Raw genomic sequence first — 13,195 nt, forward strand, 5'->3', positions numbered from 1 at the left:
CGGCGGGGCTTATGCTATCCTAGGCCCATGGCACCAGCACGAGTGGATGCGATGGAAGCGATGCATGACAAGAGGGCGCTTGCGGTCGGCCTGATCCGCAAGGCAGTTCAGTTGCTCGAACAGGCGGGCGACAAGGCTGGCGCGGCAACGACCCAAGCGGCGCTCGCGGCCATGCTGCTGACCCAGCCCCTGGCGGGATTGGAAATCGAGCCGGATGCCGCGAGCCTGATCGTGGCTATGCCGCTCGGGCCTCTGGCCTGAGCAGCCTGCCGAGGATGTCGGCAGCGCCCTCCACCGGCACGAACACGCGCGTGCGGTAGCTGATGATCTCGGTGAAGCAGCCGAGCGATTTGAGATAGGCAAGCTGCGCGGGCGGCGCGCCCACCAGTTCGATGCGGGGCAGACCGTTCACCACGGCGCGCTTGATCGCCATCGGGAACGGCTGCGTCAGTTCGACGCTGCGACCGCCGAGCGCGGACTTGACGATATCGCCGGGCGGCAGGTTCTCGGCGCGATCGAGGCCGAGTTTGGTGTAGAGTTGCACGACATGATCGTCGAAGACGATGCGGCCGAGCCAGGACTGGCCGCTCTGGTCGGCGATGCGGTTGACGACGAGATGATCGCTCGGCAGCGCCGACCAGATCGGCAGCAGGAGCCCGGTCGCGAGCCGGATCGTCTCGGTATCGACCTGGGCCGCCGCCGCTTCGGCCTCGGCGGCCCAGAGTGCGCGGAAAGCCTCCTCGTCGATCGGTGACCAGGCGGTTTCGGCGAAATCGGCAAGGCGCATATAGTCGTTGCGGATCGGGCGCATGAGTTCGATGCGAGGGATAGGCGTGCCGTCCTTCTCTTCCATATGGGCGCGGGCCTTCACTTGCAGTGCGACCAGGCCGGACTTGGCATTGCGCAGGAAGGCGTGGCGGGGATCACTTTCGGCGATGCGCAGGATGCGCTCGAGCGAGACAGGCGTCTTGCGGCGCGCCACCTCGATGGTGAGGAGGTGGGAGGTCGCGCCGCTGACCGGATCGGTGCGCAGGATCGTGTCGTCGATGATCGTCGCGGTATCGACGAGCATGGTCTCCACGCCGACGTCGAGCCGCCCCGCTTCGCGCGCGGCCTGTACCCGGGTTTCGACGAGGGCGAGAAACTCCTCGAAGATCCGGTTCTGCAGCCCGATCGGGAGCGCAAGCAACCGGTTGAGCCAGCGCTGGATCGGCGGCAGCTCGTCCTTCAGCACGCCGTCCTTGTCGGTGAGCTCGAGGCCGGTGCGCTCCTCGAACTCGGCGAGCGTGGTGCTCTTGAGCTTGCCCAGGTGCAGGAGGTGGAACCAGCTCGTCAGCGCCGCGCAGGCGTAGCTGCTTTCCAGATTGTCGGCGGGGTCGAAGAGATTCTGTCCTCCGGTCTGGCGTTGCCCCCGGGTCAGCGCGCCCAACGTGTCCAGGCGCCGAGCGATGGTGCTGGTGAAGCGCAGCTCGCCCTTGCAGTCGGTGGTTACCGGCCGGAACAGGGGCGTGCAGGCCTGATGCGTGCGATGGGTGCGCCCCAGACCCTGGATCGCCCGGTCGGCCCGCCAGCCGGGTTCGAGCAGGAGATGGGCCCGCTGCTCCTGGTTCACCGCATCGAGGCTCGCATGATAGGAGCGGCCAGTCCCGCCCGCGTCGCTGAAGATGAGGATGCGCTTGAGGCCGCCCATGAAGGCGGCGGCCTCGGCCTGGCTGGTTCGGGTCGAGCGGGTCTCGAGCTTCTGGCGCCCGTCGCTCGCCTGGATCAGCCGCTTTGTGCGTCCCGTGATCTCGGCGACATTGTCATGGCCGAAATGATTGAGCAGCCCGTCGAGCGCGGAGGTAATCGGCGGCAGCGCGCAAAGCTGCTCGATGAGATTGGCGCGCGCCGCGAGCGCCTGCGGATTATAGACCGGATTGCCGTTCTCGTCGTCCATCGGCACCGAGCGCTCGGCGCCGGTGTCGTCGGTGAAGACGCGCATTTGCCGGGTCGGAAAGGCGCGTTCGAGATAGTCGATGACATATTCTTTGCAGTCGCAGTTTATGTCGAGCGTGGCGGCAGGAGGCGCAGGTTTCCTTCGGTTTTCCATGATTTCACTCCAGATAATTACGGTTCCCTCGACCTCAACAAGTCGAAGGAACCAACATGCGATCAAGATCATCATTGCCGTTTCGAGCGGCCCCGCTCCGGGTCGACGACCCGCCCAGTCACGACGCTCTACTCACCGCATTCCTCTCCTCTCTGTCGCTCGACGAGAGGTCAGGCAGTGCGGTTCTGTTTGGCGCTGCGGCCCGTCATTTCCTGCATTGGATGGAACTGCACGGGATCGCGATCCGCACGATCGACGATCGGACCGTTCGGCGGTTCGAGAAGCATCGGTGCCGTTGCCACCGGTATTCGGCGCAGCAGCCAGTTTATAAGGCGGACATTGCAGCGCGGGTCAGGCGCTTCGTCCGCTTCCTGGAAGATCAAGGCTACGTCGATGTCGACGACGGGATGGACGATCTGCCACGGTACCTCGCCGACTATTTCGATGGGATCGATCGCTTGCAACTCGCGCAAGGACCGGCCCAGTCCTATCGATCCGAGGCCGAGCATTTCGCGGCCTGGCTTCGCATTGTGCGGCGGCGGTGGGCCGATATCGACGACACGATCATCGACCAGTACGGCGCGCATGTTTGTCGCTGTCCGGTCTGGCGCAAGCGAGGCAAGCTCGTTGCATCAGGTGCGAAGCGTCGACGGCGGTGCGCTCGGCACTTCGTCGAGTTTCTGCGGCGGCAGGGTGCCATCCCACCAGTCGAACCGGTGGCGGATGCTGACCCGCACATGGCGGCTTACCTTGCCTGGCTTCGGCAACATCGCGGCGCCACCGAAGAGACGATCCGCCGCTACCGGGCCGACATTCGTCGGCTCATGCCCATGCTGGGCGAGCCTTCGCAATGGGATGCGGCGGCGCTCAGGCGGGCGTTTGAACGACGAAGCAAGGAGACGCCGGGATCCGTCTCGCTGATCGTCACGATCATGCGGAGCTACATCCGCTTTTTGATTGGGCAAGGCGAGTGTCGACCGGCACTGTTGCACGCGATCCCTTCGGTCCAGCGATACCGCCTGTCGACGCTGCCCCGCCACGTCGACCCGGCAACGGTCGAGCAGATCATCGACGCCTGTCCGACAGGCCGCCCAGTGGAAGTTCGGGACAAGGCCATCATTCTTCTGCTCGCCAGGCTCGGCCTGCGTGCCGGCGATATTCAGGATATGCACCTCGAAGACATCGACTGGCGGTCCGGTCATCTGACGGTCAAGGGCAAGACCAGACGGCCAGACCGGCTGCCGTTACCCCAGGATGTTGGCGACGCGATCCTGGACTACATTGCCACGGCCCGTCCCAAGGCCGCCGATCCGCACTTGTTCGTACGCGCGCAAGCCCCGTTCCGGCCATTCCGTTCGTCCGCCGAGATTGCCGGCATAGTTGCGCGCACGCGTGAACGCGGCGGGATCCAGGGCGTGCCGACCGGATCGCACATCTTCCGGCATTCGCTTGCCACCAACTTGCTGCGCGCAGGCGCGGGGCTGGAGTCCGTCGGGACCATCCTGCGCCACAGCTCACCCGAGACCACCGCCATCTACGCCAAGGTCGATCTGCCGATGCTCATGAAGATCGCCCAGCCATGGCCAGGAGAACCGTCATGCTGAACACGCACATTTCCCGCTACGTTGCACTGCACCGCAGTCTTGGCCGGAAGTATGACGAACAGGATCGGCTGCTCCGCCTCTATGCAGCCTACGCAGGGCATTTCGGTGACCAACACACCCAGGTCCAGCGCATCTACGACTGGTGCCACACGGCGAGCTCGCAATATGTGGCACAGACCCGCTTCGACACCGTTCGCAACTTCAGCCTTTTCGCCCATGCCGAGGAACCCGCCCACGAAGTGCCTCCTGCTGGCGTCTTCGGCCGGGGTAAGCGTCCACGCCCGACCCCGTATATCATCGAGCCCGAACAGATCCGCGCCATCATGGCCGCGGCGCTGGACCTGCCGCCCAAAGGCACAATCAGCCCCCACACCTACCATTGCCTGTTCGGATTGCTGGCAGCGACTGGCCTGAGGATTTCCGAAGCCCTCGCGCTACAGTGTGACGATCTGGGCGAAGACGGGTTGATCATTCGCAATGGCAAGTTCGGCAAGCAGCGCCTCGTCGCGTTGCAACCGTCGACCCGGCAGGCGCTCGAAGCATATCTCGCGACCCGAGCGAGGCTCGGCGCCACGGGCAATGACCTGTTCGTCACCATCCGAGGACGGGCACCCCACAAGGTTCGCGCCCACATCGTGTTCGTCCGGTTGGCACGACAGCTTGGATACCGCGGACCGACCGGAACAGCGGGTATGCGGATGCACGATTTGCGCCATACCTTCGCCGTGCGCTCGCTGGAGTCCTGTCCGCCGGACAGGGAGGCCGTGGCACATCACATGGCCGGCCTCAGCGTCTATCTGGGACACGCGTCGGTCGCCAACACCTACTGGTATGTCGAGGCCACCCCGGTGTTGCTGCGCGACATCGCGGTCGCCAGCGAACACCTTTACCTGGGAGAAGCGGCATGACGGCACTCGCCCCTTATCTCTCGGCGTACCTGCGCGAACATCTTCCGCGCGACCGCGCCGTCAGCCCGCACACGGTGAAGACCTACGCCAACTGCTTCGTGCTGCTGGTCCGGTTCGCTGCCGACCGGTTGAAGCGTCGGCCAACCGATCTTGAGGTCGAGGATCTCGGCACGGACCTCATCCTGGCCTTCCTCCACCATGTTGAGAACGGACGCGGCAGCTGCGTGAGGACCCGCAATGGCCGATTGGCAGCGATCCGATCATTCTTCCGGTACATCGAGTATCGCGTGCCTGCCTGTCTCGATCAGGCCCTGCGCATTCGTGCGATTCCAACCAAGAAGACCGACAAGGCACTGATCGACTACCTCGACCGGGCAGAGATCAAGGCTTTGCTTGATGCACCTGATCCCCGGACCCGCCTCGGCACTCGTGACCGCGCTATGTTGCACCTGGCCTATGCTGGCGGGCTCAGGGTGTCGGAACTCGTATCGCTGCAACAGCGCGATTTCCCGGACCGTTCGCTGTCCACCATGCACATCATGGGAAAGGGCCGCCGCGAACGGGTCTTGCCGCTCTGGAAAGAGACCCAGATCGCATTGCGCGCATGGCTTGCGATCCGCCCCGAAGCGCAGGTTTCCGAGATATTTCTCAACGCGAACGGGCAGCCCATGACGCGTGACGGGTTCGCATTCCGACTGGCCGAACACGTTAAGATTGCCGGAATCAAGCAGCCTTCGATCCTCGGAAAACGGGTCACGCCGCACGTGCTGCGCCATTCCTGCGCCATGCACACGTTGGCGGCGACAGGTGACATTCGCAAAGTCGCGCTGTGGCTCGGCCACGCCAGCATCCAAAGTACCGAGGCCTATCTGCGCGCCGATCCCGAGGAGAAGCTGCAGATTCTCGCGGCCCACGGCGCCCCCGCCATCATGCCCGGACGCTTCAAGCCGCCATCCGACGCTCTGATCACCATGCTTACCGACGTTCGAAGACTGGCCTGACCCGTCCCCAGACATTCCCCTGATCCTCATATATTATCTGGAGTGAAATCATGGAAAACCGAAGGAAACCTGCGCCTCCTGCCGCCACGCTCGACATAAACTGCGACTGCAAAGAATACATATAATGTTGAGCTCAACATTAGATCGCTTCGCGCGGGCTCAGGTCGATATCGAGTTCGGCGCGCTCATCCGGGGCGAGTTGGCCCAGGCGGCGGTCGAGGATGGACTCGGCCGTGGTGACAAGCTGCATGACCACCGACTTGCCTTCGGCGAGATGCTGCTCGGCGGCCGCGATCACGGTCGGCAATTTCATCGACAGGAGCACCTGTCCGAAGAAGCGCTGCTTGGTCGACTCGAAGCGCGAGCGCGCCGAGGCCTTGGCGCCGCTGTTGAGCGTATTGCCTTCGAGGCCGTCAACGACGCCGGTCAGCTCGAGGGCGGCCTCCATGTTGCGATGGATGATCGCTTATCACGAGGTCGCGATAATGTGAAGGAACGCGGCAGCGACGTGGATTCTCCTAATGCGGGGCGATGTTGCTGCGCATTATTTTGATTGCGAACCTCGGCGGTCTCTGGACCAGCTGAGGATAAAAGCATGTTGAAATTGCACGACGAGTTGATCGCCGAACTCTCGAATTTGCTCACGACGCAGAATTATAACCCGGTGGTCGTAGCGAACCATCGCCTGTACGCCCGCGCGTTTCTCGATTATCTGGCCGAGTGCGGCGTGCAGGTGGAAACTGTGACGCTGGCGCAGGTCGATCAGTATCTTGCCTATGCAGTTCAGGATTTCGAAGCCCAGTACGGGCGGCCTCCCTGTGCGCGCTGGCAGATGTTGCCCCGCACATCGATCAACAAACTGCTCCGGCTTGCCCAAGGCAAATGGCCGCCCGAGCCAGAGATGACCGAACCGGAAACCGCGTATCGGCAGGCGATCTGCTGCGAATACGAGGCATGGCTGCGCGACGAGCGCGGTCTGGCAAGCGCTTCCATCTCGGCGCTTCTGTGGGAGGCACGGAACTTCCTGCGATGGCAGTTCGAACGGGGCGGGGCGGCCAGCCTCGACACCTTGAGCATCGGGGAGGTCGATCTCTACATGGACATGCGCGCCCCTGGATTACGGCGCAAATCATTGGCCGATGTCGCTGAGCGGCTCCGGTCGGTGGTGCGGTATCTGCATCGGACGAGGCGCATCCCGATGGATCTCACGCCGCACATCATCGGCCCCATGCTCTACGCCTATGAAGACGTGCCCTCGACGCTGGACAGGCGCCAAATCGCCGCGGTGCTGGCGGCGACGAAGAAGGATGGATCGCCGCGGGGACTGCGCGATTTTGCGGTACTTCAACTGCTTGCCACATATGGGTTGCGCGAAGGTGAGATCTGTCGCCTTCGGCTTGAAGACGTGAACTGGCGCGGAGAAGCCCTGCGTATCCGTCACACCAAGACCAATGCGTACTCCTACTTGCCGCTATTGGCGCCCGTTGGTGAGGCGCTCCTCGACTATCTGCGTAATGGGCGCCCCCAGGTTGAGGGGCGGGAAATCTTCATCCGGTCCTGCGCGCCCTATATCGCAATGACAAACCTGTATGGCATGATCCGCGGGCGGTTGTCAGCCGCTGGCGTCGAGCCGCCGGGAAAGCGAGGAGCGCATGTCTTTCGCCACGCGCGGGCGGTCGAAATGCTGCGGGCGTCGGTCCCGCAAAAGATCATCGGCGACGTGCTCGGACATCGATCCACCGAATCCACCAACGCCTATCTCAAGCTGGCGACAGATGATCTCCGAGCCGTGGCGCTCGACGTGCCCGGATCGGAGGTGCTGCCATGAGCGCCTGGCACGATCCCGATCGCACGGTCATCGACGCCTTCCTGGAAAAATCGCAGTTCCGGCAGGGAAGCAGGCCGACTTATCGCTGGTTCCTTCGCAGCTTCGAGAATGTAGCCCAGCGTCATCCGGCGGTCGACCGGCAGATGCTCGAAGTCTGGCTGAAGGAAATGGAAAAACGTTGGCGAATGCCGACGCTGCTCAACCAGGTCTGCATTGTCGATCGCTTCCTCGACCACCTCGTCGAAATCGGGCTGATCGCAGATAATCCCGTTGCCGTGCTTCGCCGTCAATACAACGTCAAACAAAGCAAGCCGATCTGGCGAGCGCTGGCTTCCGCAAATCCCGACGGAGCCTTGGCCGCATTGCGACGCCCCGCGCCCTTCGGCAGCTCGCTGGGGGACTTCATGCGTGAGCATGTCGCGTTGATGCGGAGCCGGGGGTATCAGTATGAGACTCAGGCTCACTGGTTATTGCGGTTCGATCGGTTCCTCCAGGCGACCCCGGAACTGACAGGGGCATCGCTTGAGACGATGCTGGCGCGCTGGGCAACTGCCAAGCTGACCCGCAATCACGCGGCTGAATGCCAGAAGCTCGGGCGCCTCCTGACTAAGGCGCGGTATCGCCTTGATCCCAGCATCCCACCGAAACGCTTCAACGCCCGTCCCGAGCGGGAAGTGGCACGAGAGCATCGACGACCGCACATCTTCAGCCCGGCCGACGTTCGGCAGATGCTCGACGTTGCCCGCTCCTATCCGTCGCCGGACGCGCCGCTGCGGCCGATGGTTCTCTACACCATGGTGGTTCTGGCCTATTGTGCCGGACTGCGCCGTAGTGAACTCGCCGGGCTCGATCTGGGTGACGTCGATCTTCAATCAGACACGATCACAGTGCGGGAAACGAAGTTCTACAAGACCAGGATATTGCCGCTAACCGGCAGCGTCATGGCCGAATTACGGGCCTATATCGATGCAAGGCGGCGCGCTGGCGCCCCACAGGATCCTCGGTCCGGGCTCTTCTGGCACGAGCACTTCAATGATCGCTATACCCCGGTGACGGTCTCAACGATGATCACCAACGTCATGCGCCGTGCCGGGTTCAAGGCCCCGACCGGGCGGACAGGGCCGCGTGTTCATGACCTGCGCCACTCGATGGTCGTGAACCGGATCCTTCAATGGTATCGATCCGGCGTCAATCCGCAGGACAAACTGCGCTTCCTCTCCACCTACATGGGCCACCGGGACATCAACTCCACGCTGGTCTACATCACCGTCACGCAGGACCTGCTGCAGGAAGCAAGCGAGCGGTTCCGGACCGTCGGCGCCCGATGCCTCACGATGGAGGCGCGGTCATGACGAAGGGCAATCTCTTCCCCGCATTGTTGCGGGCGTTCTTTCAGGAATGGTTGGCTGAGCAACGCAGTGCATCTGTCCATACGATCCGGTCTTACCGCGACACCTGGCGGTTGTTGCTTCGGTTCATCGCGGAGCGAAAGGGCGGCGGGGTCGCGCGGATCATGCTGGCCGACGTCTCGGCCGGAGAGGTTCGCGCGTTCCTCCACCACACCGAGCATGGGCGCAGGGGCACGATCGGTACACGCAACTGCCGGCTCGCCGCGATCCGCAGCTTCTTCAGCTTCGTGGCTGACAAGGATCCCGAATACATCGCGCAATGCGCCGAGATCCTGACCGTCCCGCTCAAGCGGGAGCCTACCGTTGCACCCTGCTATCTCGAGCCGGAGGAGGTCGAAGCGATCCTTGCTCAGCCCGACCGGTCGACAATCGAGGGAATGCGCGACCACGTGCTACTCTCGTTCCTATATAACAGCGGCGCGCGCATCCAGGAGGCCCTCGACCTCTGTCCCGAGGCGATCCGGTTCGACGCACCGAACTTCGTGCGTCTTTACGGCAAGGGTCGCAAGGAACGTATCTGTCCACTCTGGCCGGAAACCGTGACGTTGCTCAGGAAGTTGTTGGAACGTCACCCGCGCGCGCCAGATCAGCGGATCTTCGTCAATCGATATGGTGAGCCGCTGGGCGCCTCGGGAGTGCGGTTCAAACTCGCCTCCTATGTAGGAAAGGCGTCAGAAACCGTGCCGTCGCTTCGGTCCAAAAATGTGACGCCGCACAGCTTCCGGCACGCGACTGCCGTTCACCTTGTCGCTGCCGGGGTCGACATCACCGTCATCCGCAGTTGGCTGGGACACGTCAGCCTCGATACAACCAACCACTACGCACAGGCCAATCTGGAGACCAAACGAAAGGCGCTCGAGCAGGTAGGGGCGCCGGCGGCGAGCAACGTGCCACCTTCGTGGAAACGAGAAGCCAGCCTGATGGAGTGGCTCGATGCCTTGTGAAATAATGTGAAGGACGTGGCGAAATGCTCAGCAGCTTTGCGGGCCTTCGCCACGTTCCTGCGCATTATCGCGACCTCGCGATAAGGCATCTTATGCGCAGCTGCGCATAAGATTGCCCAGGCATCGGCATAGATGTCGTAGATCTCGATCTGCGCCGGGGTCAGCTCGTGCTTCAATATGTCATATTCGACCCCGGCAAAGCTCAGGGCGCGGGCGAGATAAAGGCCGCTGGCCTTGAGATCGCGGGCGACCAGTTCCATCGCGGCAATGCCGCCCTGCCGGATCGAGGAGATGAACTGCTCGCGATCGGGGAAGGAGGTTTCCGGGCCCCAGAGCCCGAGCCGGACCGCATAGGCAAGATTGTTGATGTCCGAGGCGCCCGTGGCCGAAGCGTAGCCGACGCGCGCACCGGGCAGATGGTTCTGGAGGAGCACGCCGCAGATGCCCTGCTGCGAGCCGGCTTTGGCGCCAAGAGCCCCCTCCCCGCCGGCGACGCCGCCCATCTCGTGCGCTTCGTCGAAGAAGATGACGCCCTCGAAATCCTCGCCCGCCCAGTCGAGGATCTGCTTGAGCCGGCTATGATCGCCGCGCGCCGAGCGCAGGGTCGGATAGGTGACAAACAGGACGCCCTGCTCGAGCGTGATGGGCTCGTCGATCTTCCAGTTGCCGACCGGCTGGACATCGGCCGAGACGCCGCCGAGCGCGGTCCAGTCGCGCCGCGCATCTTCGAGCAGCGGCTCGTTCTTGGTGACCCAGATGTTGCGCCGCTGGCCCTGCAGCCAGTTGTCGAGGATGCAGGCGGCGACCTGCCGGCCCTTGCCGGCCCCGGTGCCGTCGCCCAGGAAAAAGCCCTTGCGATAGGTCCGCCCGTCCTCGGCGAGGACGAGCCCGGCGCCCTCCTTGTCCGGCTTGAAGCGGCCCGGGAGGGTCTGCGACCAGGCATGGCCTGCATAGACGACCGTTTCGAGCTGGGAGGCGGAGAGCAGGCGTTCTGACACAGTGCGCTCGGGCAGTCGGGGCACATAGTGTGGGATAGGAGCGGCGATCGATCCCATCGCGACGGATTCGACGAGTGCGGTCGGGTGCTCGCCCGCTTTGTCGAATACGATGCGGCTCGGCCGATAGGGCAGATAGACACCGGTCTGCTCCAGCAGCGGTGCCGGGGCTTCGAGGCGCTCATAATCGACCGGGAGAACGTCGTTGCGCGCCGGTGCGAAATAGGCGCGCGGCTTGACCGAAGCGCTCTTGACCGCGCGGAAGAGCGAGATGCCTTTGGCGGGCACCGGTGCCGCGCGGACGGGTGCTGTAATGACAGGCGGCGCGGCACGCGGCGGCACGGTGAGGACCGCGGCCAGTTCTTCGACCGACGCGCGCTGGATGACGGCGGGCGGCGCGTTCCCCGCGACCTTATCGATGACGAAGACCCGCACGGCGATGCTCGTACCATGCTTGGTGTAGCATTTCTCGAGCCGCAGCGACGTTCGCACGCTCGCCTCGCGCAGCACGGTTTCGAAATGGTCGCGCATGCGCGCATTGGGGCCAAACCAGTCGGGCATGATCGCCACCAGGCGTCCACCCGGGGCAAGGTGGCGCAGTGCCGCCTGGAGGTGCCGCACAGCGGCCAGGTCGTCGGCGCCGCGGCCCAGCGAGCGCGAGAAGGGCGGGTTCATCAGGATGATGCTCGGCCGCTCTTGCCGGACCATGAGCGACCCGATCGCGGCGCCGTCATACCCGGTGATGAGGGCTTCGGGGAACAGGGCCGCCAGCCGCGATCGCCGCGTGGGATCGAGTTCGTTGAGTTGGAGCGACCGATGATCTCCGAGCTGTGCGACGAGAAGGCCATTGCCTGCGCTGGGTTCGAGCACCACGTCCTGCGGCCCGACGTCGGCGAGCAGCACCGCGAGCGCCGCGATATCGGCGGGCGTCGAGAATTGCTGCCAGGCGATCTGCGCTTCGCTGCGCACGGTCTGGGTCGGCAGGCGCTGAACGAGCGCATGGGCCTGCGTCACGTCGGCGAAGCTCTCGAGAGCATAGGGCTTCTCGCGCAGATAGAGGGCCGTTGCGTGCTCCAGGAGTTCGAAGCTGTCGCGCTGTGTCCAGCGGCCATCGGCGTCGCTGCCGCCAAAGGCGCTCGTCATCGCTTCGTTGAGCTGGCGGCGGGTGATGGGCGCCCCCCTGCGCAGCAGGAGAAGCAGGGCCTGGGCAGCAAGGCGGTCGGATGCGCCGGCGGCGGCGAAGAGATCGGACATGAGGGTATGCTCCTGTGAAAGCTGCCCCTTCGGCAGCATCACAATTCCGATCCCCCTTCCCTTTTCCGGGCCGCGCCGCGCCGGGATGGTGATGGTCATCCGGCGCCCTCCGGGACGTCGCTCGGCCTCGCTATGGCCCCCTGCGCGAGACCATTCGCTCTCAGAGCTAGACTGCGCGCCGAACGCGCATTTCCCCTGCATGTTGAACGGCGCATGTCGCTCTTGCAGGTAGCGTGATCCGCAATATGAAGGCCGGGCCGGTCGATGGCCGCTGCTGCTTTAGGGCCCTAACAACGGAGAACAGATTGGCCGACGATCTTCTTGTCACACTGACCGCCGATATCGTGTCGGCCCATGTGTCGAACAATTCCGTGTCTCCCTCCGACCTGCCGGTACTCATCGAGGCGGTCTATGGAGCGCTGGATCAGGCCGGGACAACGCCTTCCGTGTCCGAAACTGCCAAGTTGCAACCGGCCGTTCCGATCCGCCGGTCGATCATGCCGGACTATCTGGTGTGTCTGGAAGATGGCAAGAAGCTGACGCTGCTCAAGCGCCATCTGGCGACCCATTATCAGCTGAAGCCCGAAGCCTATCGTGTAAAATGGGGCCTTCCGAAGGACTACCCGATGGTCGCGCCGAACTATCGGGAACGGCGGAGCACATTGGCCAAGGCGTTAGGGCTGGGGAGAAAGGCTGGCGAACAGGCTCCGGCGACGAACGCCACTGGCAAGGGCCGTAAGAAGCTCGGCATCGCGATCCCCAAGCCGATCGACGATCGCCCATAGCCTGCAAGTGCAGGTTTATCGGTCGGCAACGCGACAGGCTAGCACGATCCGATGGCGTTCCGCGAAGATCGCTTATCGCGACCGGCGTAATCTCATGTCATTTGCCGCCACCTTTTGGCGATAATGCTTCAGGGTGCCGCGTGTTTTGCTCAATGGCGTCGTATCAAGGGCACCGGTCATCATCTTGGTCTGCAGTCCGATCATGGCGCGGACTTTTTCTGAGACCATCAATTCCGCTTCGACGCTTCCATCGTCTTCGCCTGCGGCGATCTTGGCAAGCCTCATCGTCATGACTGTCCCGGCTTCGGCGCCCAGCATCCAGAAATCGAATCCGGCTTTCATCCACGCGGTGTACATGGCGGTCATCGACTGGCTCCT

11 protein-coding genes and 1 pseudogene are annotated in these 13,195 nt (G+C 63.6%); 8 read left to right on the plus strand and 4 right to left on the minus strand.

The genetic code is table 11. The features are described from left to right. Nucleotides 1–27: 27 nt before the first annotated feature. A complete protein-coding gene (locus tag CJD35_RS19190) occupies nucleotides 28–261 on the plus strand; it encodes a hypothetical protein (protein ID WP_157742342.1) in 234 nt (77 codons plus the stop codon). Here CJD35_RS19190 and CJD35_RS19195 read toward each other — a convergent pair. Further along, complete coding sequence (locus tag CJD35_RS19195; RefSeq protein WP_244917325.1) at nucleotides 236–2,164, minus strand: strawberry notch C-terminal domain-containing protein; 1,929 nt, start codon at nucleotides 2,162–2,164, stop codon at nucleotides 236–238. The two genes, CJD35_RS19190 and CJD35_RS19195, sit on opposite strands and share 26 nt — an antisense overlap. On the opposite strand from CJD35_RS19195, the gene CJD35_RS19200 reads away from it, so the two are divergent. The 3 genes from CJD35_RS19200 to CJD35_RS19210 are packed head-to-tail and all read left to right on the plus strand — an operon-like array spanning nucleotide 2,146 to nucleotide 5,602. Beyond that, complete coding sequence (locus tag CJD35_RS19200; RefSeq protein ID WP_095687465.1) at nucleotides 2,146–3,693, plus strand: tyrosine-type recombinase/integrase; 1,548 nt, start codon at nucleotides 2,146–2,148, stop codon at nucleotides 3,691–3,693. The two genes, CJD35_RS19195 and CJD35_RS19200, sit on opposite strands and share 19 nt — an antisense overlap. Beyond that, nucleotides 3,687–4,601, plus strand: coding sequence for a tyrosine-type recombinase/integrase (locus CJD35_RS19205; RefSeq protein ID WP_095687466.1), 915 nt, complete (start codon nucleotides 3,687–3,689; stop codon nucleotides 4,599–4,601). Before CJD35_RS19200 ends, CJD35_RS19205 begins: the two co-directional genes overlap by 7 nt. Next, nucleotides 4,598–5,602 carry a tyrosine-type recombinase/integrase gene (locus CJD35_RS19210; protein WP_093067947.1) on the plus strand — a complete coding sequence of 335 codons (1,005 nt, stop codon included), beginning with the start codon at nucleotides 4,598–4,600 and terminating at the stop codon, nucleotides 5,600–5,602. The genes CJD35_RS19205 and CJD35_RS19210 overlap by 4 nt, the downstream gene beginning before the upstream one ends. A gap of 139 nt (nucleotides 5,603–5,741) precedes the next feature. On the opposite strand, the gene CJD35_RS19215 is transcribed toward CJD35_RS19210, so the two are convergent. Further along, the gene (locus CJD35_RS19215; RefSeq protein ID WP_380823423.1) at nucleotides 5,742–6,065 is read right to left on the minus strand and encodes a methylase; all 324 of its coding nucleotides are present in this window, start codon (nucleotides 6,063–6,065) and stop codon (nucleotides 5,742–5,744) included. A gap of 132 nt (nucleotides 6,066–6,197) precedes the next feature. Between CJD35_RS19215 and CJD35_RS19220 the strand changes: the two genes are divergently transcribed. From CJD35_RS19220 to CJD35_RS19230, 3 genes are read left to right on the plus strand one after another with little or no spacing between them, the layout of a single operon-like run. Next, nucleotides 6,198–7,430 carry a site-specific integrase gene (locus CJD35_RS19220; RefSeq protein WP_008832423.1) on the plus strand — a complete coding sequence of 411 codons (1,233 nt, stop codon included), beginning with the start codon at nucleotides 6,198–6,200 and terminating at the stop codon, nucleotides 7,428–7,430. Next, entirely contained in the window at nucleotides 7,427–8,782 is a 1,356-nt protein-coding gene (locus tag CJD35_RS19225; protein ID WP_008832422.1) for a tyrosine-type recombinase/integrase, read from the plus strand. Before CJD35_RS19220 ends, CJD35_RS19225 begins: the two co-directional genes overlap by 4 nt. After that, on the plus strand, nucleotides 8,779–9,783 hold the full coding sequence (locus CJD35_RS19230) for a site-specific integrase (protein ID WP_095687245.1): 1,005 nt from the start codon (nucleotides 8,779–8,781) through the stop codon (nucleotides 9,781–9,783). Before CJD35_RS19225 ends, CJD35_RS19230 begins: the two co-directional genes overlap by 4 nt. Before the next feature lie 107 nt (nucleotides 9,784–9,890). Here the strand turns inward: CJD35_RS19230 and CJD35_RS23200 are convergent. Continuing rightward, nucleotides 9,891–12,032 (minus strand): annotated as a pseudogene (locus tag CJD35_RS23200) (strawberry notch-like NTP hydrolase domain-containing protein); the annotation flags it as partial. Between the two features lie 305 nt (nucleotides 12,033–12,337). Here CJD35_RS23200 and CJD35_RS19240 point away from each other — a divergent pair. Further along, nucleotides 12,338–12,817: a Ros/MucR family transcriptional regulator gene (locus CJD35_RS19240; RefSeq protein ID WP_276327794.1), complete on the plus strand. Its 480-nt coding sequence runs from the start codon at nucleotides 12,338–12,340 to the stop codon at nucleotides 12,815–12,817. Between the two features lie 72 nt (nucleotides 12,818–12,889). On the opposite strand, the gene CJD35_RS19245 is transcribed toward CJD35_RS19240, so the two are convergent. Next, nucleotides 12,890–13,183 (minus strand): hypothetical protein, encoded by a 294-nt coding sequence (locus tag CJD35_RS19245; RefSeq protein WP_244917326.1) that lies wholly within the window; start codon nucleotides 13,181–13,183, stop codon nucleotides 12,890–12,892. Nucleotides 13,184–13,195: the final 12 nt, after the last annotated feature.

The sequence above is a fragment of the Sphingobium xenophagum genome (genome assembly GCF_002288285.1).
Lineage (GTDB): Bacteria > Pseudomonadota > Alphaproteobacteria > Sphingomonadales > Sphingomonadaceae > Sphingobium > Sphingobium xenophagum.